Annotated in this window: 20 protein-coding genes; 14 read left to right on the top strand and 6 right to left on the bottom strand. The window is 38.7% G+C overall.

What is annotated here, in order from left to right:
• Nucleotides 1-71: 71 nt before the first annotated feature.
• Both LQ201_RS09825 and LQ201_RS09820 read right to left on the bottom strand, forming a co-directional pair.
• Entirely contained in the window at nt 72-263 is a 192-nt protein-coding gene (locus tag LQ201_RS09825) for an RNA-binding protein (RefSeq protein ID WP_230141912.1), read from the bottom strand.
• A gap of 8 nt (nt 264-271) precedes the next feature.
• A complete protein-coding gene (locus LQ201_RS09820; RefSeq protein WP_230141911.1) occupies nt 272-535 on the bottom strand; it encodes a hypothetical protein in 264 nt (87 codons plus the stop codon).
• A 203-nt stretch (nt 536-738) separates the two neighbouring features.
• Here LQ201_RS09820 and LQ201_RS09815 point away from each other — a divergent pair, with 203 nt between their 5' ends.
• Together LQ201_RS09815 and LQ201_RS09810 are read left to right on the top strand one after the other, a co-directional pair.
• On the top strand, nt 739-3,492 hold the full coding sequence (locus LQ201_RS09815) for a glycoside hydrolase family 2 TIM barrel-domain containing protein (RefSeq protein WP_230141910.1): 2,754 nt from the start codon (nt 739-741) through the stop codon (nt 3,490-3,492).
• Between the two features lie 62 nt (nt 3,493-3,554).
• Entirely contained in the window at nt 3,555-4,559 is a 1,005-nt protein-coding gene (locus LQ201_RS09810; protein ID WP_230141909.1) for a 2-hydroxyacid dehydrogenase, read from the top strand.
• A 78-nt stretch (nt 4,560-4,637) separates the two neighbouring features.
• Here the strand turns inward: LQ201_RS09810 and map are convergent, their stop codons facing one another.
• The 3 genes from map to LQ201_RS09795 form a co-directional block, all read right to left on the bottom strand.
• Nucleotides 4,638-5,438, bottom strand: coding sequence for a type I methionyl aminopeptidase (gene map / locus LQ201_RS09805; RefSeq protein WP_230141908.1), 801 nt, complete (start codon nt 5,436-5,438; stop codon nt 4,638-4,640).
• Between the two features lie 120 nt (nt 5,439-5,558).
• On the bottom strand, nt 5,559-6,170 hold the full coding sequence (locus LQ201_RS09800; protein WP_230141906.1) for a Crp/Fnr family transcriptional regulator: 612 nt from the start codon (nt 6,168-6,170) through the stop codon (nt 5,559-5,561).
• A 175-nt stretch (nt 6,171-6,345) separates the two neighbouring features.
• The gene (locus LQ201_RS09795; protein ID WP_230141903.1) at nt 6,346-7,500 is read right to left on the bottom strand and encodes an AraC family transcriptional regulator; all 1,155 of its coding nucleotides are present in this window, start codon (nt 7,498-7,500) and stop codon (nt 6,346-6,348) included.
• Between the two features lie 340 nt (nt 7,501-7,840).
• Between LQ201_RS09795 and LQ201_RS09790 the strand changes: the two genes are divergently transcribed.
• Entirely contained in the window at nt 7,841-8,020 is a 180-nt protein-coding gene (locus LQ201_RS09790) for a histone H1 (protein WP_230142001.1), read from the top strand.
• 94 nt (nt 8,021-8,114) lie between these two features.
• Here LQ201_RS09790 and LQ201_RS09785 read toward each other — a convergent pair whose 3' ends face one another.
• Nucleotides 8,115-8,840, bottom strand: coding sequence for a LytTR family DNA-binding domain-containing protein (locus tag LQ201_RS09785; RefSeq protein ID WP_230141901.1), 726 nt, complete (start codon nt 8,838-8,840; stop codon nt 8,115-8,117).
• A 121-nt stretch (nt 8,841-8,961) separates the two neighbouring features.
• Here LQ201_RS09785 and LQ201_RS09780 point away from each other — a divergent pair, with 121 nt between their 5' ends.
• The 11 genes from LQ201_RS09780 to LQ201_RS09730 all read left to right on the top strand — a co-directional run bounded on the left by LQ201_RS09780 (nt 8,962) and on the right by LQ201_RS09730 (nt 23,277).
• Nucleotides 8,962-9,183 carry a cold-shock protein gene (locus LQ201_RS09780; RefSeq protein WP_230141899.1) on the top strand — a complete coding sequence of 74 codons (222 nt, stop codon included), beginning with the start codon at nt 8,962-8,964 and terminating at the stop codon, nt 9,181-9,183.
• A 311-nt stretch (nt 9,184-9,494) separates the two neighbouring features.
• Nucleotides 9,495-9,986 (top strand): DUF1772 domain-containing protein, encoded by a 492-nt coding sequence (locus tag LQ201_RS09775; RefSeq protein ID WP_230141898.1) that lies wholly within the window; start codon nt 9,495-9,497, stop codon nt 9,984-9,986.
• Nucleotides 9,987-10,278: 292 nt separating this feature from the next.
• The gene (locus LQ201_RS09770) at nt 10,279-10,863 is read left to right on the top strand and encodes an RNA polymerase sigma factor (RefSeq protein ID WP_230141890.1); all 585 of its coding nucleotides are present in this window, start codon (nt 10,279-10,281) and stop codon (nt 10,861-10,863) included.
• Between the two features lie 145 nt (nt 10,864-11,008).
• A complete protein-coding gene (locus LQ201_RS09765; RefSeq protein WP_230141887.1) occupies nt 11,009-12,127 on the top strand; it encodes a FecR family protein in 1,119 nt (372 codons plus the stop codon).
• 276 nt (nt 12,128-12,403) lie between these two features.
• Complete coding sequence (locus LQ201_RS09760) at nt 12,404-15,736, top strand: SusC/RagA family TonB-linked outer membrane protein (RefSeq protein ID WP_230141879.1); 3,333 nt, start codon at nt 12,404-12,406, stop codon at nt 15,734-15,736.
• A 32-nt stretch (nt 15,737-15,768) separates the two neighbouring features.
• Nucleotides 15,769-17,259: a RagB/SusD family nutrient uptake outer membrane protein gene (locus LQ201_RS09755; RefSeq protein WP_230141877.1), complete on the top strand. Its 1,491-nt coding sequence runs from the start codon at nt 15,769-15,771 to the stop codon at nt 17,257-17,259.
• A gap of 30 nt (nt 17,260-17,289) precedes the next feature.
• Complete coding sequence (locus LQ201_RS09750; RefSeq protein ID WP_230141869.1) at nt 17,290-18,099, top strand: DUF4843 domain-containing protein; 810 nt, start codon at nt 17,290-17,292, stop codon at nt 18,097-18,099.
• 10 nt (nt 18,100-18,109) lie between these two features.
• Nucleotides 18,110-19,531, top strand: coding sequence for a PKD-like family lipoprotein (locus tag LQ201_RS09745; protein ID WP_230141867.1), 1,422 nt, complete (start codon nt 18,110-18,112; stop codon nt 19,529-19,531).
• Between the two features lie 64 nt (nt 19,532-19,595).
• Nucleotides 19,596-20,729: a TlpA disulfide reductase family protein gene (locus tag LQ201_RS09740; protein ID WP_230141865.1), complete on the top strand. Its 1,134-nt coding sequence runs from the start codon at nt 19,596-19,598 to the stop codon at nt 20,727-20,729.
• Nucleotides 20,730-20,753: 24 nt separating this feature from the next.
• A complete protein-coding gene (locus LQ201_RS09735) occupies nt 20,754-22,622 on the top strand; it encodes a protein-disulfide reductase DsbD N-terminal domain-containing protein (protein ID WP_230141862.1) in 1,869 nt (622 codons plus the stop codon).
• Nucleotides 22,623-22,689: 67 nt separating this feature from the next.
• Nucleotides 22,690-23,277, top strand: a complete 588-nt coding sequence (locus LQ201_RS09730; RefSeq protein ID WP_230141859.1) for a TlpA family protein disulfide reductase — start codon at nt 22,690-22,692, stop codon at nt 23,275-23,277.
• Nucleotides 23,278-23,280: the final 3 nt, after the last annotated feature.

Here is a 23,280-nt window from a genome sequence, read left to right as displayed (position 1 = left end):
TCAGGCCGAATAGCAGACGTAAGTTGGTAAGAGCTGGTATTTAAGATTGAACTACCAACTCATCAGGTATTTTATTTTGTATGCGCTTTGAGTACTACATTCCGGGCAAGGGTTTTAAACCTTACAGTATTATCTTGTTCTACAGTAATGGTTATGTGGCCCGTTTTACTGGTATTTATGTCGCTTACCCTACCAGATTTACCGGTATGCGTTCCTTTAACCACAGCGCAGTAGTCGCCATCTTTTAAATTTGTTGTTTCCATTTTAGTTTTTACAGACCTGAGTTTGTTTCTGAACCCCGTAATTTTATTTCAGCATTTAATTGACTTAATTTAATTGCAACGGGTAACCAAGCGAGCATACAGCCTGGAATAACGGAAAGGAGCACAAAGTTTTGTTTTTTAACAATCAGATATAAAAGTGCACCAAACAGAAACAACATCAAAATAGCACTTCCAATTAACAGGCCGCTCAATTGTTTTTTCTGTTTGTTTAATTCGGTTAGGCTAAGTTCGGATAGCTTGTTGTTTTTCATAGTGGATCAGTTAGACTGCTTAGTAAAATTATTAAATTTTTAATGTTTTTAAAACCCTGAAAGATTAAAGATGTAAAATGCTGGTTATCCAGTCTAATTTAAGCACAAATTCCATTATCTTGTAAACGTTCGGTTTAATAAATTCAAAACCATTATTTTTGGTTGAAAGCTGACGCTGTTTTAATGTTTATACCAAATATATCATGATCAAAAGATTAATATCTTTATTGTTGCTATTGATTTCTTTCGCGGGCTTTTCGCAGGAAACTACTAAAACCTATCTTTCCGGAACGGATAAAGACCATACCAAACAATGGGATTTTTATTGTACTGCCGGTCGTAAAAGCGGCATATGGACTAAAATACCTGTGCCATCTAACTGGGAATTACAGGGCTTTGGAACTTACAACTATGGGCACGATAAAGTTAAAGCCAGCGAACAGGGCATTTATCGTTATGAGTTTCCGGTAGGTAAAATCACGGGAAAAAAAGTTTTCCTGGTTTTTGAAGGCGCTATGACCGATACTAAGGTTAGTATTAACGGAAAGCTGGCCGGAGACCTGCACCAGGGCGGATTTTATCGGTTTAAATATGATATTACCACACTGTTAAAACCCGGACAGAAGAACTTACTGGAAGTTACGGTTGATAAAGTATCGGCAAATGCGTCGATTAATAAAGCAGAAAGAACGAGCGATTTTTGGATTTTTGGTGGTATTTTCCGGCCGGTTTACCTCGAAACTGTACCAAACAAATTTATAGAAAGAGTTGCGGTTAATGCTAAGGCCGATGGAACCTTTCAGCTTGATGTTTATGGCCAAAATTTGGCTGCTGATGATATTCTTGAAGCCCAGGTGAAAAAACTAACTGGCGAAAATGTGGGAAAAGCATTTGCTGTAAAAGCGAATTTAGTGAATGGTATGCAGACCCTGAAGGCTACTTTCTCAAACCCTTTATTATGGAGTAGCGAATTCCCCAATTTATATCAGGTGGTGGTTCGGATCAAAAATAAACAGAAAATTATTCATCAGGTAAAACAAAAGTTCGGTTTTCGTACGCTTGAACTGCGCAATGGCGATGGTTTTTATGTTAATGGTTCGAAAATGATTTTAAAAGGTGTTAATCGCCATAGCTTTTGGCCAGAAAGCGGACGTACATTAAGTCGCGAGGTACATTTAATGGATGTGAGGTTAATGAAAGAAATGAATATGAATGCCGTTCGCATGTCGCATTATCCACCCGATGCAGAGTTTTTGGATATCTGCGACTCCTTAGGACTGTATGTGATTAATGAATTAACGGGCTGGCAGGCAAAATACGATAACACAGTTGGGCACAGGTTAGTAAAAGAACTTGTAATCAGGGATGTAAATCATCCATCTATTATTTTTTGGGCCAATGGCAACGAGGGGGGCTTTAATACTGATCTTGATAATGATTATGCTTTATACGATCCGCAGAAACGTACCGTAATTCACCCATGGGAGAAGTTTAACGGAACCGATACCAAACATTACCCAGATTATAATTATATGGTTAAGGCCACTACTTCAGGGCAGGAGGTTTTCTTTCCGACTGAATTTATGCATGCGCTTTATGATGGTGGTGCTGGTGCTGCTTTAGATGATTTCTGGAATCAAATGTTGATTCACCCGCATGGTGCCGGCGGTTTTATTTGGGCTTTGGTTGATGAAAACGTGATCCGTACAGATAAAAATGGTATTTATGATGGTGATGGAAACCATGCACCTGATGGAATTATTGGCCCACATCGCGAAAAGGAAGCCAGTTTTTACACCATAAAAGAGATATGGTCTCCGGTTTTTGTCGATCTGGCAAAAATTGACAGTGATTTTAACGGTAAAATTGCGATCGAGAACCGTTTCAATTTTACCAATCTTGATCAATGTACTTTTAAATGGAAATTGCTTAGTTTCCCATCGGCTAACGCTGCAGGAACAAAAGCTATTGTAAAAGCCAGTGGAGCAACGGTTTATAAGCTTAAACCCGGTGCAAAAGGTACGCTTGATCTGGCTTTGCCAAAATCGTGGGCACAAAGTGATGCTTTATATCTAACTGCTTATGGGGCTGATAAGAAGGAAATATTTACCTGGAGCTGGCCGATAAAAACTGCCCGCTTGATTGCAGAGAAGCAAGAAACTACACTGTCCAGTTCAGGAGTAAAAGCCGAAGAAACTAACCAATCGCTCCTGATTAAACAGGATGGTGTTAGCTACTATTTTGAAAAGGCAACAGGTTATCTGGAGAAAGTTGTTAAGGGGAATACCATTATTTCTTTGTCAAAAGGTCCGGTGTTGGCTGGTGTAAATACCGAATTGAAAAATTTTAGTCATAAAGCAGAAGGCGCAAAGTACATCGTTGAGTCTGATTATCAGGGTGCTGGTAATTTGCAGGCGAAGTGGACATTTGAAACCGGAAAGCTGGTAAAACTCGAATATCAATTTAACCAGCAGGGCGATGCTGATTTTATGGGTATTAGCTTTAATTATCCTGAGGATAAAATTACCGGAATGAAATACCTTGGCCGTGGCCCGTACCGGGTTTGGAAAAACAGGTTAAAAGGGCAGCAGTTCGGGGTTTGGCATAAGGATTACAATAATTCGATTACCGGCGAAACCTGGGGCTACCCTGAGTTTAAAGGCTATCATGCCGAAGTGAACTGGGTGACTGTAGAAAATAAGGAAGCCCCATTTACGGTTTATATACCCGATCAGGACACTTATCTGCAAATGTTAAGGCCTGCACGTGAAGCTGCGGCATTAAGCAACAACAATGTAGAGCCTGCCTTCCCGGAAGGGAGTATCGGTTTCTTAAAAGGGATAAGTGCCATCGGTACCAAGTTTCAGTCGGCTTTATTATTGGGACCTCAAAGCCAAAAAAACAAAACAGACGGAAAAACTTTTAAGGGGACGCTATTATTTGATTTTGGAAAATAAGCGTTTTGATCTCTGGGTTAAAACAGCACGGCAAATCCTATTTAATCCGTATTTTTAACGATATGAAGATTGTGTTTTTTTCTGCGAAGCCTTACGACCGTGAATTTTTTGAAAGCTGTAATAAACATTATGATTTTGAATTAGAATTTTGGGAAACTCATCTGGGGCCTCATATTGCTGACGCGATAAAAGTAGGTACTGATGCTGTTTGTGTATTTGTGAACGATAAACTAACGGCTGATGTTATAGCCATATTGGCGCAAAAAGGGGTGAATATTATTGCTTTGCGTTGTGCAGGCTTTAACAATGTGGATCTGAATGCGGCCAAACAATACGGGATCCGTGTTTGCCGCGTTCCGGCTTATTCGCCACAAGCTGTTGCAGAACATGCAGTAGCCATGTTGCTTACCCTAAACCGTAAAACCCATAAGGCCTACAACCGCGTACGCGAACAGAATTTTTCGCTTTCAGGTTTAATGGGTTTCAATCTTTTTGGCAAAACAGTAGGCGTAATCGGCACAGGGAAAATTGGCGCTGCTTTCTGTAAAATTATGCTTGGTTTTGGCTGTACTGTACTGGCTTCGGATCCTTTTGTGAATACAGCATTGCAAGATGCAGGAGTAAAATATTTGCCTTTTCATGAAGTAATAAAAGAAGCCGATATTATTTCGCTGCATTGCCCGCTTACACCAGAAAACCATTACCTGATTGGATCAAATAGCTTATTGACGATGAAAAAAGGTGTTATGCTAATCAATACAAGCAGAGGCGGGTTGATTAACACACGAGACGTGATTGAAGCGCTAAAAACAGGTCAACTTGCGGCGCTGGGAATTGATGTATACGAACAGGAAGAACAACTCTTTTTTAAAGATCTTTCAGCAAGTATTATTGGTGACGATGATATTCAGCGGCTAATTAGTTTTCCGAATGTTTTGCTTACCGGGCATCAGGCTTTTTTTACACAAGAGGCCTTAACAGAAATTGCGGAGTCTACCCTAAAAACAGTTAAAATATTGTTAGACGATAATGCTGGGGAGATAGTTTCAGATGCAATATTGGTGTAAGAAGGTAAAGGAATAAACGCAAGGAGTTTTTGAAAAGCTGATTTCTTCAAAATCTCCATGCACCCATTGTATTGCTATTTAGTAATAAGAGGTATTAAGGTTGCTGTTCTGCTTTTCAGCAGCCTCAATAGGGGCATAATTAGAAAGAATAAGTGCTTCCCCTTTTTTCACACATACATCATGCTCAAAATGTACAGATGGACTTCCATCAGCAGTTCTGATCGTCCAGCCATCATCATCTAGAAAAACGTCTTTTTTACCCATATTTATCATAGGTTCTATGGCCAGTACCAGGTTTTCTCTTAAGAGTAAACCATTGCCTTTACGACCATAATTTGGTACCTGTGGGTCTTCGTGCATATCTTTCCCTAAGCCATGGCCTACCAGATCTCTTACTACGCCATAGCCCTGCTTTTCGTTATGGCTTTGGATAGCTGCACCAATATCGCCAATGCGTTTGCCCACAACAGCTTCTTTAATTCCAAGAAAAAGTGATTCTTTAGTTGTTTTTACCAGGTTTAGTACTGCTGGCGATACTTCGCCGACGATAAAAGTATAAGCATGATCGCCGTGAAAACCGTTTTTTATGGTACCCACATCTACTGAGATAATATCGCCATCTTTCAGCTCATCTTTAGTCGGAAAGCCATGTACAACCACATCGTTTACCGAGGTAATAATATGGAAAGGAAAACCATTATAGTTGTAAAAGGAAGGTACGGCGCCATTATCAAGTATAAATTCGTTGGCTATTCTATCAATCTCGAGGGTTGTAATGCCTGGCTTTAATATTTTAGCTACTTCTGCAAGGGTATCGCTCACCAGTAGGGCACTGATCTGCATCAGTTCTACTTCTTCGTTGGTTTTATATAAAATCATTGCCGCAAATTTAGCAAAAGAAGCGGAAAGGAAAAAGTAGAAAGGCTAGTAGCTAAAAGGCTTGAATGTTTGCGTAACCGAATGACTGCATGTTAGAATGATTGATTGTTTTTTGCTAAATTAAGAGCACAACCGGTAATCGGATGTTGAAATTTTATTTCTGATTCTACTCAGGGTTTCTAAGCGCATACCAAGGTAGCTGGCCAGATAACGCTGCGGTATCCTGTTGATATCCAAATCGCTTTCCTGGAGTTTGCGGTACCTGCTTATTGCTTTTGGTATCCTGGCCAGGATTGATCTTTCTGATGCTGCATAATAATGAAGCGCCAATAGCTTTCTGCCGATTAGGTTGGCCTCTGGATAGTTTGCATACATCGAATCGATTAGGGTATAAGGAATGCAGATGAGCTGACATTCTTCCAGGGCCTGAAGATATTCTATCGAATGATCGGGTTGCTGATCGGGGTGACGTATGGCGCCAATTAATTCATTTCCACAGCTAAACCAGGTGCTGATATCTTTTTTGCCATCGCGTATGAAGCCACGAACGAGTCCGTGTACCAAAAAATAGAGCGAAGTATTACTGTCTATTGGTGAAAGGATGTGTTTGTTCTTTTTAACATGGATGAGCTTACAAGATTTTTCATGTTCGGCCTTAAAGGCTTCAGATAAAGGATAGAATTGCTCCATATAATCGAAAAGGGGGCGTAAAAACGATGTTGAATAAAGCATAGTTAAGGCTTGTTAGATTTCTGAGAAATGGATTAAAGCATACTCATTTGAAATACCATACTCATATGCTGATCAGAAACCAAAGGTATCTGGCATTTCAATATTAAGCGAAATAAAGCGTGGTTGTGGCCTCTAACGATACGATCGTTAGAGTAAAAAAAGAGGAAATAACAGGTTAACGGCTTAATTCCTGTGCAAAATAGGTGGTTGGCATTAAGCCCGTTTCTTTTTTAAATGCATTATAAAATGTAGCCAGACTTTTAAAGCCAGCTTCAGTAGCAATAGCTTCTATAGTTATTTTATCCGATTGGAGCGGATACTGTGTTAGGAAATGATTTACCCGGTAACTGTTTATCCAGTCGCGGAAATTTTTGCCAATATGTTTGTTAATTACGAAAGAGCAATGATGGATCGGAAGGTTAAGTTTTGCCGCCAGATCGATAATCTGAAAATCATGCACCAGGTAAAGTCGTTCTGCTTCCATTATTTCTTTCATGGCAAGGGCATAGTCAGACAGTTGCGCATCTAAAAGATTGATTTTTTTGACAGCTTTAAGTGCATGTTTTGGATCTTCTTCCAATAAAGGAGCTAATGAGGAATCAGTTTCAGTTTTCTTGGTTGCAGCTTTTTTAGTCCAATCAACAGCTACCAGCAAGTAGCCATAAAAAATATAAGGCTTGTGAAGTGCATATAATAAAATGACTAATAGGGCCAAACAATTGAGCACAATAAAAGAGGCATTAACATATGGGATGTGTAAGCTTCTTAATATAATGGGCACTAAACTAAACAACTGGAAAAAGGTCGCAATCCGGAGAAAAAAGATGATCCATTTTCTGCCTTCACCTTCAAGTAGCTGTTGTGGTTTGTTTTTTAAACGGAGTACTGCAATCCAGGTAAGGCACAAATAACCAAATACCAGTATTGGCCTAAATAAGTAATGGAAATATGGCGGAAACAGGCCACTTTTTGCTTTTAGTGAGAAGTAACCATTTTCAGCCAATTGGTTTCCTATCAAATCCCAATTGAGCGTTGTAGAGAAATGCCAGGGGATAACGTGGATAATAGCCAACAAAGCTGGTACAAAATGAAGCCATTCTATTTTTTGTAAACTTTTACGATCTTGAAGAAAGCCGGTGATATAAAGGTAAAAGCAGGCTGGGGCAGCATAATAAAGCGGGGTAAAAGTTTGATGAAAAAAGGCTAAAGCATTAGGTTGGCCCGATTTAAAGAGCAGCGAAGTTAAAATCTGCCCAAACCGGGCAAAAAATATAACCGAAAGTAGAACGTTAAGCAGCTTATTCCCTTTTTTTGCGAAAAAAAGATGCATAGCGAATAAAAGTAAGAATAGGCAACTGGTACTAATTATAAGGTTCAACGACTGCATATTTCCAACCAAGATAAAACATAATTGTTAAATTAAGTTACCTTCATTGTAAATTATGTTGTTGTAAATGTTTAATGTACAAAATACTAAGAATGAAGTATTTTGGCAAAAAACAGGCTAATATTGCCGCTGTTGCCATTGTTTCAATACTATTCCGCAATAATGATTTGGCATAAACGTTTGTTTAATTTATAAAAAACAATAGTTTTGCGGCCCGTTTATTGTGAGCGGAAAGGAATATATTTAATTAATGGATGTTTACCATCCCGATAAAAGAAAAATTATGGACAAATTTAAAAAACTGCAAGATCTAATCTCTTCTGTTGAAGCAGACGCAACTAAATTTTATGATGGTGGTAATGCAGCAGCAGGTACGCGTGTACGTAAAGCAATGCAAGACCTAAAAGTTTTAGCCCAAGAAATTAGAGCTGAAGTAACTGATAAAAAAAATAGCGCTAAATAATTTGTTTTCGCTTTTAAAAAGAAAGCCCGCGTTTTACGTGGGCTTTCTTTTTATATGCTAGTCAAGGCCATTGCCTTTTATCTATCCTTAACCGTTATTTATTCCGTTTACTGGTAATAAGTTTATCGGTGAAGAAATCACGGAAATCATTGTAGTAAAGGTCGCCAACAGTAAAGCTGGTATGGTTAGAAAGTGTTACTCTTGTTCCCTCAACATGTAAAATATGATTGATGGAAATAATATACCCCCTATGCAGTTGGATGAAGCCCTTTTTAAGGTTCAGTTGTTCTTTAACATCTTTCAAACTTAAATAAGCAATAATTATCTTCTCTTTTGTATGTATTTTTATATAATTATGGAAACTTTCAAAAGCAATTATATCTGCATAGCGCACTAAAACCGCTTTGTGGTCTTCTGATTTATTTTTGACCAAGAAATAAGTTTCCTGCCCTATATTTTCTATTTCTTCCTCAAAAACACGGTTTACCGTTAAGGCAAATTTAGCATAGCCATAAGGTTTAAGTAAATATGCATCTGCTTCTGCTTCGAATGCTTCAAAGGCATATTCTTCATGAGAGGTGGTAAATATCAGTTTCCTGGTTTTGGAGCGGATTGCTTTAGAAAGTTCGATGCCCGAAATCTGTGGCATTTGAATGTCCATAAATATCACATCTACCTGGTCAATCTTTTTAAGCTCGTTCAAGGCCACCACCGGATCGGTGTAACTCGCCACAAGCTTCATATTCGGAGTATCTGCTATATATTTTTCAAGCCCCGAAATCGAATTTTGTTGGTCATCAATGGCTATACACTTAATCATTTGTTAATTTTCCTTTGTATACATAACGAAATTACACCTTTTCATACCGAAAATAGAACGCTTTATCCTGTTTCGTAGTAAATTTTCTTTCAGTTGGCTAATTTAAGGTAAAAAATGCGTTATGATGTATACAGGAGTGATTAAATGGTATAATCCGATACGAGGTTTCGGATTTGTTGCACCCGATAATGGAAAGGAAATGGTTTATGCAGATAACCAGAAATTGATAGGGATTTACCGTCGTTCTTTAGTTGTAGGAACCAAAGTCCGCTTTAATTTAGAACAAGGGCAGGTAGGATGCCAAGCTACTAATATTGTAGTTCTAAATATGGGTTTTGATTAACATTTGTACCGATCTGTAACGAAAACAGACCGATCTATATAACTTAATGCTTAAGATAAAGGCAAAATACGATCTTCGTTTACAATCAATGAAAATGTAGAAATTTTAATCTAGACGGCGTTTGTTTGGGAGCAATAAACATTAAAATTTTTTATTTAACATCTACCTATTAACTTTTCATATCTAGATTATCTCTCTTTCCTATCTAAATTAGCGCTCTTTTTTAGATAGGAATTATTTTTTTTCAGCTAACGTTTTTGCTTAAATTCGTCATACTCCTTAGGGTAAGGATATATTTAAAGCAATTGTTTATGAATTTCAAAACCTTGGTTCTTTTGTTGAGTACAGTTTCTACTGCACTTATTGGTGGTCTTTTTTATGCGTACTCCTGTTCGGTTATTCCGGGCCTTGCACGTCTTTCTGATGCTTCTTTTTTACAAGCAATGCAATCAATCAACCGGGCTATTTTAAATCCGTTGTTTTTTATTTCTTTTATGGGTACGCTAGTCATATTACCCATAAGTGTTTGGTTTTTTAGAGAGCAAGCTACTGTATTTTACCTGCTTTTGGCGGCAACATTATTATATTTTGGCGGTGTTTTTCTGGTTACCATAATTGGTAATGTACCGCTCAATAACCTTTTGGATGGAGCAGACCTAAGTAGACTTGGTGCTACAGACCTCACTGCATTGCGAGAAAAATTTGAGCCCAGCTGGAATTTATTCCATCGGATCAGAACCATCGCCTCATTTATCTGTATTGTACTGGTAGCGTATGCAGCAATATTAAGTCGTAATGTTTAAGGGTCTGTATATCAATTTTTATAGCTTTAGAAACAGATGTAAAATCTGTGCGCATCTTTAGTTAAACGCTTCTGTTAGAATCTCATCAATCGAAACGATATAATCATCACATCCTGTTTATTTTGGTCTTTTTATAGTGACAAAGGCTTTAGAAATTGTGCTGTTTCTCTTTTTATGGCATAAACGTACACCGATTTATATAAAAATTTACAAATATCAAGAGATAAGTAAGATAAGACTCGATACAAGCCAATGAAACCGATTGTATTTATATTATCTTTGTGTTATCTCTATGCGTGTTTACGGTTCATATTCTGATAGCGAATTGGCAGTCTTGTTAACTCAAGGTGATGAATTGGCCTTTACCGAAATTTACAACCGCTTTTATGGCCTGCTTTTTATCCATGCCAATAAACGCTTAAATGACGATGAAGAAGCAAAGGATGTATTACACCAGTTGTTCGAATCGCTTTGGGTTAAACGTTTACAGGTAGCTCCTGATGGTAATTTATCAGCATATCTATATACAGCAGTGCGTAACCGTGTACTGGATGTGTTTGCGCATCAAAAAGTAGAAAGCAAATACGTTGATTCTTTACAGGATTATATAGATCAGGATCATGTGTTAACTGACTATATGGTGCGCGAAAAGCAGATGGCGCTATTAATTGAGCAAGAAATTGATGCTTTGCCGCCAAAAATGCGCGAAATATTTATTTTAAGCCGTAAAGAGAATAAATCGCATAAAGAAATAGCGGTCGAATTAGGGCTTTCTGAGTTAACTGTTAAAACGCAGGTAAAAAAAGCACTGCGAATTCTTAAAACTCGGCTGGGGGTGGCAGTTTATGTTCTTTTCTTGTTAAAAACCTATAGTTAGCCACTATGGTTGTAATTTAAATTCATTTTTTTTCTTTTAAATGTGTGTTGAATGAAATTATTATAAAAAAAAATAATTTTTCGATACCCCCAAGGCTATAGCTTCGCCGTATATATAATAATCAACCAAACTAGATTTCTTTTTAATGGAGAAAAATGCAAAAAAGCTTTTAGATAAATACCGTGCAGGCCATTGTACGCCAGAAGAAATTGCTATTGTAGAAGCATGGTACCTTCAGTTGCCTTTCGAAAAAGAGGCTCCTGACCACTTGCTCATTGAAACCAGTAAAGAAGAAGTATGGAACCGGTTAAGGCCGGGAAGAAGATCTGTAAAATTGGTCACGGTTAAGCGCATAGCGATAGCTGCCAGTATTATTTTATGCTTTAGCGTAGGACTCTATTTTATGGCCGGTCGCAATACTTTACCATTAACAGCTAAAACCGAATTAAGAGATATTCTTCCAGGTGGAAATAAAGCTATGTTAACACTGGCCGATGGAACGGTGGTAAATTTGGATGATGCTAAAAATGGTCAGATTGCGAGCCAAAATGGTATCGAAATCCGTAAGGCAAAAAACGGCCAGCTCGAATACATCATTAAAGAAATCCCAAATGCATCAGTTACAGGCTCCAATACGATTAGCACGCCCCGCGGCGGACAGTACCAGGTAAGCCTGCCCGATGGTACAAAAGTTTGGCTTAATGCAGCCACGATCTTAAAATACCCTTATGCCTTTGCTAAAAACGAAAGGGTAGTAGAACTTAATGGAGAAGCCTACTTTGAGGTTTCAAAAGACCATACCCGCCCTTTTAGGGTAAAAACAGAGGGACAGACGGTAGAAGTTTTGGGTACTCATTTTAATATTAATGCCTATAATGATGAAGCCGCTGTTAAAACCACGCTTTTAGAAGGTGCTGTAAAAGTGAGCAATGCCTCTGGTAGCGTAAACCTGCGCCCAGGAGAACAATCGAAACTAAATATAAACACGGCTAAATTAATTGTCGATCAGGAAATTGATATTGATAAAGAAATGGCCTGGAAGAATAATATTTTCTCTTTTGATAATGATGATCTCCAAAGCATTATGCGACAAATTTCGCGTTGGTATGATGTAGATGTCGTTTACGAGGGCAAAATTTCAACTGAAAAATATGTAGGCGAAATCCCAAGAAATAGCAACCTGGCAGAGGTATTTAAAATATTAGAACTTAATCACGTACATATTGATGCGAAAGGCAAGGTGCTTACCGTAACTAGAAATTAAACAAGAGTGGCTTTTCTTTAAACAGCCGAGAAATCAACCAACCAATTCACGAACTAACTAAACTTTATGATGAAAAAACTACCAGAAATTTAGCATCCTACCTTTAAAAAAAAACCGAAAGCGCGATAACGCTTCCGGTAGAAATTTGGACAAGCAGCTTGCTTCGAAACCCAGCTGCTATTTTTTAACCTCATTCATTACAAAGGTATGAAATTAACTACCCTTTACAACCCCGTGTGCGACATCCGGAGGGTAAAGATTAAATTTTTATTGGTCATGAAATTGACTACGATTTTACTATTGGTTGGTGCCTTACATGTTTCGGCAGCCACCTTTTCGCAAACTGTAACGCTCTCTCGAAGAAAAACTTCGCTTAAACAGGTTTTTAAGGAGATCAAAAAGCAAACAGGCTATTTTTTCTTTTATAAAGGTCAGTTGTTGCAAGATAAGCCCGAAATAACAATAGAATTAATGAAAGCTTCGTTAACTGATGCATTGAATGCCGCTTTAAAAGATCAGAACCTCAGTTTTAACATTGTTAATAAGACCGTCGTAATTAACGGTAAGGCAGATTTACCGGCGCCAACGGCAGTTGTTAACGCCAAAATTGAAGTAAAAGGTGTTGTTGCTGATAAAGCTACAGGAGAAACCATTCCGGGCGTTAATATTTCCATTAAAAATGGTGCAAGTGTAGGCATTACCAACGAAAAAGGCGAATTCAAAATAAATGTTGACGAAGGAAACATTTTGGTTTTTAGTTATGTGGGCTACGACTTGTTTGAAACCAAGGTTACAGGTACTAAAACGTTAAACGTTAAGCTTGTCTCTAAGATGACTCAAATGAACGATGTAGTGGTAACGGGTTATCAAACGATAAAAAAAGATAACTATACCGGTAACGCGATTACGATATCCGGAGATCAGCTGAGAAGGGTAAACCCACAGAGTTTGCTTCAAAGTATCGGAACATTCGATCCTTCATTTAAACTGATAGATAATAATCTTGCAGGCTCTAATCCAAACAGAATTCCTTCTATCAATGTTAGGGGAGCTTCTGCATTGCCAAGTGGCGATGGGCAGGTGCTGAGAAGGGATGATATTCAAGGCAGAGCGAACACGCCTGTTTTTATGCTTGACGGGTATGAAGTAAGCGTAGAGAAAGTATTTGATCTGGATGTTAATAGAATTGCATCGGTTACCTCATTAAAAGATGCGGCTGCAACGGCAATTTATGGTTCACGCGCGGCAAATGGTGTAATTGTGATTACGACTAAAACACCTTTAGAAGGAAAACTAAGAATAGAATACAACTACGAATTGAATCTTACCGCTGCGGATCTAACTGATTATCAGGTTTTAAATGCAGCTGAAAAACTAGATTATGAAGTTTTGGCAGGATTATATAATTCTTCGAAACAACAGGTATCTCAAGATCAGCTTGATGAAATCTATTACCATAAAAAAGCCAATGTTGTTGGTGGCGTTAACAGTTATTGGCTATCGCAACCCCTGCGTAATACCATAGGGCATAAGCATGCCGTAAATCTGGATGGTGGTTCACAAGCATTTCGGTACAATGTAAATCTTCGTTACCAAACCAGGCCAGGAGCAATGAAAGGGTCGGAAAGGGACCAATATTCAGGAGGAATGAGTTTCCAGTATAATGTGAAGAAAATTCAGTTCAGAAATGAATTATCCATAACACAAGTAGGCGCTACCGAATCTCCATATGGCGATTTTTCTAATTATGTAAGGATGAATCCTTATTACCCGTTGCAAGATGCCAATGGCATGACAATGAGGATTTCTGATGTATATGAAAAACAAGACCGATCGAGAGAATATGTTTTTAACCCGCTGTTCGATGCTGGCTTAAGCAGTTTCAATAAATCGAAATACACCGAAATTATTGATAACCTTTCTGCTGATGTAGAGGTTGCGAACAACCTTCGGTTAAGGGCGCAAATGAGTTTAACCAGCAAATCGAATTCTGATGACATATTCACCTCGCCACTGGCAAATAAATATTACCTGTACACAACAGATAAAATAGATGAAAAGGGCGAATATACGAACAGGGAAATGAAAGAAACCTATTGGGATAGTAATATCAGGTTAACCTGGCTAAAGCAGATAGGCGGTAGTTATTTTAACGCTTTAGTGGGTGTAAATGCCCGTACAGAGCTGCGCGATCAAAAAGAATTTACGGCTATTGGATTTGCTAATGATCGTTTTACCAGTATAGGCTTTGCCAAGGGTTATGCTGAAGATGGAAAACCGCAAAGCAGGCTCGAAAAAGCAAGGCTTTTTGGCTCTTTTTTTACGATGAACTACTCGTATAAAAACCGCTACCTTATGGATGGAACCGTTCGTATTGATGGTTCTTCTAAATTCGGAGTGAACAATAAACTGGCTCCTTTTTGGTCGTTCGGATTAGGATGGAATGTACATCAGGAGGAATTTCTGCAGGGTAATCCTGTAATTAGCCAGCTTAGAATAAAAGCCTCAACGGGTCTCACCGGTTCGGTTGAGTTCGATCCTTATTTATCAAAAACCATTTATAAATATAATACAGGAAACTGGTATTCATCTGGTATTGGTGCCGGAGTAAACAGTTATGGAAATGATAACCTTGGGTGGCAAAAAACGAGGATGACGGATATTGGTATCGATATCGGACTGTTTAAAGACCGTGTAATGATTACGCCGAGAATATATAAGAAGTTTACCAAAGATATTCTGGCCGATATTACATTGCCGCCGTCAACAGGATTTTTATCTTATAAAGAAAACCTTGGCGATATGGAGAACAAAGGCGCTGAGCTGGGGCTAACCATAGATGCAGTAAGAAGCAAAGACTGGTCGGTAAACCTGAATGCAAGTATGGTTTCCAACAAAAACAAAGTGGTGAGAATCTCTAACGCATTAAAAAAATACAATGATAGGGCAGACGAGCTGCAGTCTGTAAAACCAGGAGATGGTGGTTACAGGGGCATTCCCTTACTTAGGTTTAGCGAAGGACAACCTTTTAATGCCATTTATGGTGTACGTTCGTTAGGCATAGATCCGGAAAACGGGCGTGAATTATACCTCAAAAGAGATGGTACACTTACGTATGATTATGATAAGAGAGATTATGTTGTAATTGGCGATCCTAATCCTAAAGTGAGCGGCTACTTTGGTGGAACGGTTAACTACAAAAGATTTAGCTTGTATGTACAGTTTCAAACTTTTTTCGGTGGCGACAAATATAACCTGACACTGGTAGAGCGTGTTGAAAATGCTGATCCAAGATATAATGTTGATAAACGTGTATTCGAAGAAAAGTGGAAGCAGTCTGGCGACCTCTCATTTTATAAAAATATAGCAGATAATGGCGAGACGGATGTAAGCTCGAGATTTATACAGCCTGATAATCTGATCAACCTTCAATCAGTAAACCTTTCTTATGATATGAATAAAAAACTCGCATCTAAATTATCGATGTCGAGTCTCATGTTTCAGATAACGGCCAATGACGTAGTGCGCTGGTCATCAGTAAAAGAAGAAAGAGGCATTAATTATCCGTTTACCAGGAGTTTAACCTTTTCTGTCAGAGCAGCTTTTTAAGCTATTAATGAACAGATTTAAAATATAAAAACATGAAAATTAGATTGTTAATAGGCCTCATCTTCGTAACAGGGTTATTGAGTTCCTGCAAGAAATGGCTGGAAGTTGAGCCGGAATCAGAAATTGCTGCTCCAATTTTATTCAGTACAGAAAATGGCTTTATGGAAGCCATAAACGGCGTGTATAACCGCAGTACAGAATCAGATCTGTACGGCAAAGAACTTACATTTGGCACAACAGAGGTGCTGGCGCAAAATTTTTCGATGCGTGATGACGGACAGGATTATAGACAGACTTCATTGTACAATTATAAGCATGGCGAGTTTATCAAGCGTAAGGATAAAATATGGGCGGGGTTATACAATGCCATTGTAAACTGTAACCTGATCCTCGAAAACGTAGATGCAAAAAGGAACATTTTTAGCGGTGCCAATTATTCCATTGTCAAAGGCGAAGCACTTGCCTTAAGAGCATACTTGCATTTCGACCTCTTGCGTCTTTTTGCACCTTCTTATTTAAGAAACCCAACTGCAAAGGGAATTCCATATGCTAATAAATACACAAAGGAGATTACGCCTGTTGCTAACGTATCAGAAACCCTTGATTTGATCATCAAAGATTTAGAAGAGTCGAAACAATTATTGATTGCAGATCCGATTCGGAGTGCCAGTTATATCGTGAATTATCCCTTAGTTACCGATACACTGAAAAATACAGAAGAGAGAAATCCAAGTCTTTTCTTGCAGAACAGAAGGCATCGTTTAAATTATTATGCAGTATGTGGAACGCTTGCCCGGGTTTACCTTTATAAAAATGATAAGGTTAAGGCCTTGCTTAATGCTAAGGAGGTTATTGACTCGAAAAAATTCCCATGGACAGCAAAAAGTGATTTTGAGGCATTCGAAGATTCGAAAAAAGATCGTATTCTTTATAAGGAACTCGTTTTTGGATGGTACATTCCAGGTGCTGCAAAAGAAATAAAAGACAATTGGTTTCAAAGTGGTACCAGGGGTTTTTACTTGATTGAGGATGCCGCAGATTATATTTATGAGAAGGCAACAGCCGGAGCAAGTGATTCCCGTTATAAATACTGGTTATCCGCTACTTCCAGCCAATCGTCAAGGTCTTACGATATCGTTAAATACCGTAGAAACCCCTTAAGTGCTGAAACGGGCGCAAATTTACATTACCTCATGGCTCCTGCAATCAGGCTTAGTGAGATGTATTACATCGCTGCCGAGTGTTCATATGCAAGTAATCCCACAACAGCGGTCAATTACCTTACGCAGGTTCGTGAAGCGAGGCAAATAGGTGATCCTTTGACCATAAACAACGAAGAAGATTTATTAAAAGAACTGCTTAAAGATGCCCGTAAAGAATGGTTAGCCGAAGGCCAGTTATTCTATATGTATAAGCGGCTTAACAGAGGTATAGTAGGGCAAACCGGTGTAACCATTCCTGCTTCCGATAACATTTTCGTACTTCCTCTTCCTAACGATGAGATTGTTTATGGTGGCAGATAAAACAATTTGAAATTCTATTAATAGCAAATTATGAAAATATATATATTAATATTCGCAATTATCTGCCTTGTTTCATGCAAGAAAGCAGAAGAAATGCGTTTTGATCACAGTGCTAATGTCTATTTCGACATTTATAATGGAGATAAAGACAGTATAGTAAGAACCTTTGCCTATAATCCTACACTGGCCCAGGATACCGTATGGCTACCGGTACGTTTATCCGGAATCAGAACAGATGTAGAGCGAAAATTTAGTGCACGGGTAGATGCTGATTCTTCTACGGCCACTCCAGGAATTCATTACGAAGCTTTGAAAACTCAATATTCAATCCTTCCTAATAAAGGATTGGGATACATTCCTGTGGTGATTTATAATAAGGATAAGGAACTTGAAAACAGATCAGTTTCCATTTTGATCAAATTAACAGGTACACCAGATCTGGGCATTGAAAATCCTTATCTGATCAGGGCAAAAGTCGTATTCTCTTCCAAATTGGAAAAACCAAGCTGGTGGGATAGCTGGCCACTTCCTCCTTATTCGAGAACCAAACACGAGTTGTTTATTCTGGTAACCGGGCAAACCTCCCTTACTACCGACGGACTGGACGCACCAAAAAACCTCTATTATGTAGGATTATTAACCACTATGCTAAATAATCCATTTAATTGGGTAACTAAAAATGAAGCAAAAGGTTATGTAATTGAAGAGGTAACTGCTGGTAATTCGAATAGTTATTATTTCTACAATAAAAAAAATCCGGCCAAGAAAACGTTGTTGAGAAAAAACACGCAAAATGGCAAATACTATTTTATAGATGAAAACGGCAATGAGGTTATTTAAATGTAAAAACATGGATATTAAAAAATTAATCTTGTTAATAATTGGTGTGGTTTCTCTTGCCGCATGTCATAAAGACCTTGGCAATTATGATATCGATATGCCTATTGAGCCTAAACTGGCCAACCTCGATTCTGTTTACACTGCAAGTGTAGGTGATAGTTTGATCATCAAACCAAAAATTGAAGGTGTGGATGCGGCCAATGTAGAACTTCAATGGAAAATCAGTGTAATGGAAGGGAATGACGTTCTTTATACCGGACCAGCTTTAAGGATCATATTCGGTTTGCAGGCTAAAAGATACGCTGCCCGTCTTACAGTCTTCAACAAAGCAAATGGAATGAAATATTTCCATAAGTTTTACATAGACGGTGGAACCGAATTTGCCAGCGGTACAACGGTATTGAGTATTGAAAATGGAATAACACAGTTTTCATTTGTAAAACCAGACGGCAGTGTAAAGGCCCGTTTATACAGGGCAATGCAGGGGAAAGATTTGCCTGCAAACCCTACAAATTTATTTCTGCTTAGGAACGCATTTACGGGCGGCACAATGTTGGGGTATTGGATTATTACCAAAAATGGCGGAATCAGGTTGGAGCCCAATACCATGCAGGAAGATCCAAAATACCCAAATACACTTAAGGATAACTTCTTTACGCAACCGGATAATCTTGAGGTTGGTTCACTGATCTCGCATCCTCAAGGGGTAATGATGGGCGTTGTAAATGGTAAGTTTTATGGTGGAACAACGAGCACATGGGATCAGGCTGCTACTTATGGAATGTTCGGCTTACCTGCTGATGGTGATTACGAATTGGCCCCGTCTTTTGTAATGAGCTTTACGCAATCGGCTACCTATTTTATTGGCTTCGACAAAAACAGAAAGCAATTTGTCAGGATCAATCTTTATGGAGCGCCTGTTTATTTTGGTACTCAATACTCGGTTACCACAACAAATGCTTTCGATCCATTAAATGTAGGTATGGATCTTATTCATTTGGAGCAACTTAATAACGCAGATTGTTTTGCCTATAGTAAGGGAACCGATGGAAAGATTTATGAATTAAAGTTCAATGTTCAGTTTAACGGGCCGTTTACCTTTACCCCTCAACATAAGCGTCTTTTTGTACGCCAGGAGTTAATTAACGAAAATACAAAATGGAGTGGTGCTAAAAATGGGGTAATCTATATTGCCAATGGCAGTAAAGTGTATCGTTATAATCCTGTAAATGAAGAGCTTAGGGAGCTTGTTACTAGCTTTAGTGGTAAATCGATTACGATGCTAAAACTTACTGAAGACGAAGAAACATTGATGGTAGGAACAGAAGAAACCGTTTCATTTCTAAATATAGCTACAGGAATGAATGGTGTACTCATTAAAAAGATCGAAGGAATTCCCGGCGCTCCGGTTGATATCGCGATCAGAAAATAATGCTGTTCCACGCTTGGGCTTAAATCTGAGCGTGGAACTTATTTAAACATAAAGAAACATACAAATGAAGATCATAAAATTAGCAGTATTAGCCATTTTGTTACCAGTTTTAAGCTGGGCACAAGCGCCGAATTTTAGTTTAACAGGTAAAATAGGCACATTGGGAGCACCAGCGAAAGCCTATATCGATTACATGGACAATGGTGTAAGTCACGAAGATTCAGTAGCGCTTGTTAACGGAAGTTTCAAGTTTGCCGGACATATTTCTGGTAATGCCTACGCCCGTATGGCACTCGATCATACTGGTGGCGGTAAAGGTAAGGCAGTTTATACCGGAGATGTTATTTACTTTTATTTTGGTAAGGAACAGGTAACGATCACTTCAAAGGATTCTTTGGAAAACGCTGTTTTTAGTGGTTCGAAAGTTTACCAGGAATATGATGCCTATAACAAAGCTATTGGTGGTACCATTATGGCACTTACCAAAGCCGTTAATATAGATTTTAACCGTGGCACAGCCGAGCAGCAAAAAGATACCGCTTACATGAAAGCAGTAGACCTGCGCTTCAGAAAAAACATCCAGAACAGAACCGATAAACAATTTCAATTTGCTAAAGAACACCCAAATTCATATTTCGCTTTGGTAGCACTTTCAGAAGCTGCCGGAAGTAAGGTTGATGTAGCCAAAGTTGAACCGCTTTTTATTGCCTTGAACAAAGCGTACCGTGAAACCGATATGGGAAAAGAACTCGCTCAGCGTATTGCCGCAAGTGGCATTACTGCTGTTGGAAATGTTGCGCCGCTTTTTACACAGAACAATGTGGTAGGCAAGCCAGTTTCGTTAGCCAGTTTAAAAGGAAAAGTGGTACTGGTTGAGTTTTGGGCAAGCTGGTGCGGTCCCTGCAGGGCCGAAAATCCGAACCTGGTAAAACAATATCAAACCTATAAAGATAAAGGCTTCGAAATTATTTCGGTTTCATTGGATAATGTAAAAGAACGCTGGTTAGAAGCGATTGAAAAAGATGGTTTAGACTGGATTCATGTTTCTGACCTGAAAGGATGGAACAATGAAGTAGGCCGTTTATATGGTGTACGCGCAGTACCTGCAAGTTTTCTGGTAGATGCGCAGGGTAAAATTATCGGTAATGGCTTGCGTGGTGAACCTTTGAACAAAAAGCTTGCTGAAATATTCAATTAGTTATTGGTTGATAAAATATAGATGATGAAAAAGATGCTAACGGCATGCCTGATGCTGGTTTCGCTGCTCACTTTTGGAACTGCGAAATATCGGGAGAAAATTGTATTGAAGGTTTTGTATGTTGGATATAATCCCGATAAACCAATGCCGAAAAATGTAGTTTATTATTCAACTACACCAGCTGTTGTCGAAAAAATATACAAAACCAGAATGGCAGATTTTAAAACCTTTTTGGAACAGCGCTTTACCGAGGTTAAAGTAATAGATGTGGCTGATTATAAGGTAGAAATGTCTGATGAGGTAGATGTAACCTTAATGGATGCCGGCCCTGTTAACATGCCCGCAAAATTTAGTCGCCCAATGGTTTTAATGCACGCCATGGCACCCAATGTGGGTTTACCTTTAGGTTTAAAGTTCGACTGGTACTGCCAGTGTCTGGATGACGAAGCCTTGAACATCAGAACCGATCATCCCATTTTTAATACCCCAAATGCTGTAAAATTAACTATGGTGAAAAAACCGACGCCTGGTTCTTTTTTTAACGGACATCAAGGAGTTGGTACACCCAAACAAATGGATAGGTGGCAGGTGGTAAAGCAAGGCTTTTCTTCCAAAGAACCTTATCTAATCGGCATGGTTTCGCATGGCGAAGGGTTTAACGATTCGCCAGATGCTGAATCTATTTCAGGTGGCGTTTGTCTTAAAAATGCCGAAGCAGTGGCATTAGGTCGCCAAGGAAATTATTTTATGTGGGGTTTTGCAGGCTCTCCTGATTATATGACAGATGAGGCCAAAGATGTTTTTGTAAACACGATCTGTTACATCAAAAAATTCGATCATCTTCCGGCTATTGTTAAAAAAGTACAGATCGAAACCCGTAGTGGCATAGATGAACTGATTTATCGGTTAAGCAAAGATCTTTATAATCAGGCCATTGTATCACGTCGTGAAGGGAACCTGCGTATGCTGAAAATGCAACAGGAATTAAAAGATAAAAAAGCAAAAGGTGAAGATATTGGCCATGGCAACGAAATGTTTTTGAAAATGCCGGTAACCAACGATACCCAATCTTTTGAGGACTATGTAAAAAGTTATGCTGGAGATAGTTTATTTGCTATTTATGGTACTAATATCAGTCTCTATCACAAGTATTACCGTCAAAATTATGAATATTTCTATCCTTCTGGCGTGTATACCCTTCAGTTAGACCGTGATGCACAAAAGCTAGGTATTTCTAACCGTAAAGTGGCGCTTTTAGATAAATGTGTAACTTTATTGGAGGCCAACAAAGAGGTAGCGATGGCGCAACGTTTGCTCGAACGTTACACTACTCAAAAATTCAACAAAGCAGCTGAATGGAGAAATTGGCTCAATCTAAACCTTAATAATCTATTTTATACTGAATCTGGTGGCTTTAAATTCATGGTCAATACCTATGGAAAAAGCTTTCCTACTGGTCAACAGCAAAGTTACCAGTTGCCAAAAGCGATTGTTAATGATGAGCCTACCACGGCCGATCCGGTTGCGGTTTCTGCAAGGTTTATTCCTGGTAATGACAATAAAAAAGACAGTTTGCTTATCGAAGCCAAAATTTTAAAAGGCTGGCATATTTATGCCTATGTATCTAAAGATAATCCATTTGTGGTTACCGAAACCAGATTGGAACTTCCTGAAGGTGCAGTGGCCGATAAAGAATGGAAAACAACAGCAGCTATTCCTTATCCGGGCAACGAGGGCATGTTTATTTTTGAAGGAAAGGCAAACTTTAGGATAATGGTCGATTACAGCAAGGCAAAAGCAGGCACTAAAATTAAATGTGGTCTGTACTATCAGGTGTGTGATGAAACCAAGTGTTACCCACCGAAAGAAAAAATATTGGAGATCCTTATTTAAGCTATCTATGCGATCGGCATGGCCGGTAAAATGGCCTTGCCGGTTTTTTAACCTTTTAACTTAAAATATGAAACTTTTTTTAAGGCTTTGCCTTTTGGCTTCTTTGTGCCTGTTTACATGTATTTCTGTATCGGCACAAACTGCTGTAAACAAAGCTGATTCCTTGCACAATAAGCTTTTATCAGAAATGATCGGTTTACCTGCAGCCAATTTTACTTTAAAAGATCTCGATGGAAATGCAGTATCGCTAAAGGATCTAAAAGGGAAAGTAGTTGTGCTCGATTTTTGGTCGACATGGTGTGTGCCTTGCAAAAAATCTTTTCATGCGATGCAGCTTGCCGTTAATACCTATAAAAATGATCCTTCTGTAAAGTTCTTATTTATACATACCTGGGAAACCACCAAAACACCAGTTGAAGATGTAAAAAAATACATCGCACAATCGGGTTTTAATTTTCAGGTGCTAATGGACTTGAAAGATGGGACTGGACGTAATGCTGCGGTTGAAGCTTACGGCGTAAGTGCCATCCCTGCAAAATTTATTATCGATAAAGCAGGCAACATTGTATTTAAACTAACCGGCTTCACCGGAACCGATGCCGCTGCGCTCCAGGAAATTTCTGAGCGGATTACATTGGCAAAAAATCATAAATAACAA

Source organism: Pedobacter sp. Bi126 (genome assembly GCF_918698245.1).
Taxonomy (GTDB): Bacteria; Bacteroidota; Bacteroidia; order Sphingobacteriales; family Sphingobacteriaceae; genus Pedobacter.
The sequence above is the reverse complement of the archived record's forward strand: the minus strand, read 5'-3'. Positions and strand labels throughout refer to the sequence as shown.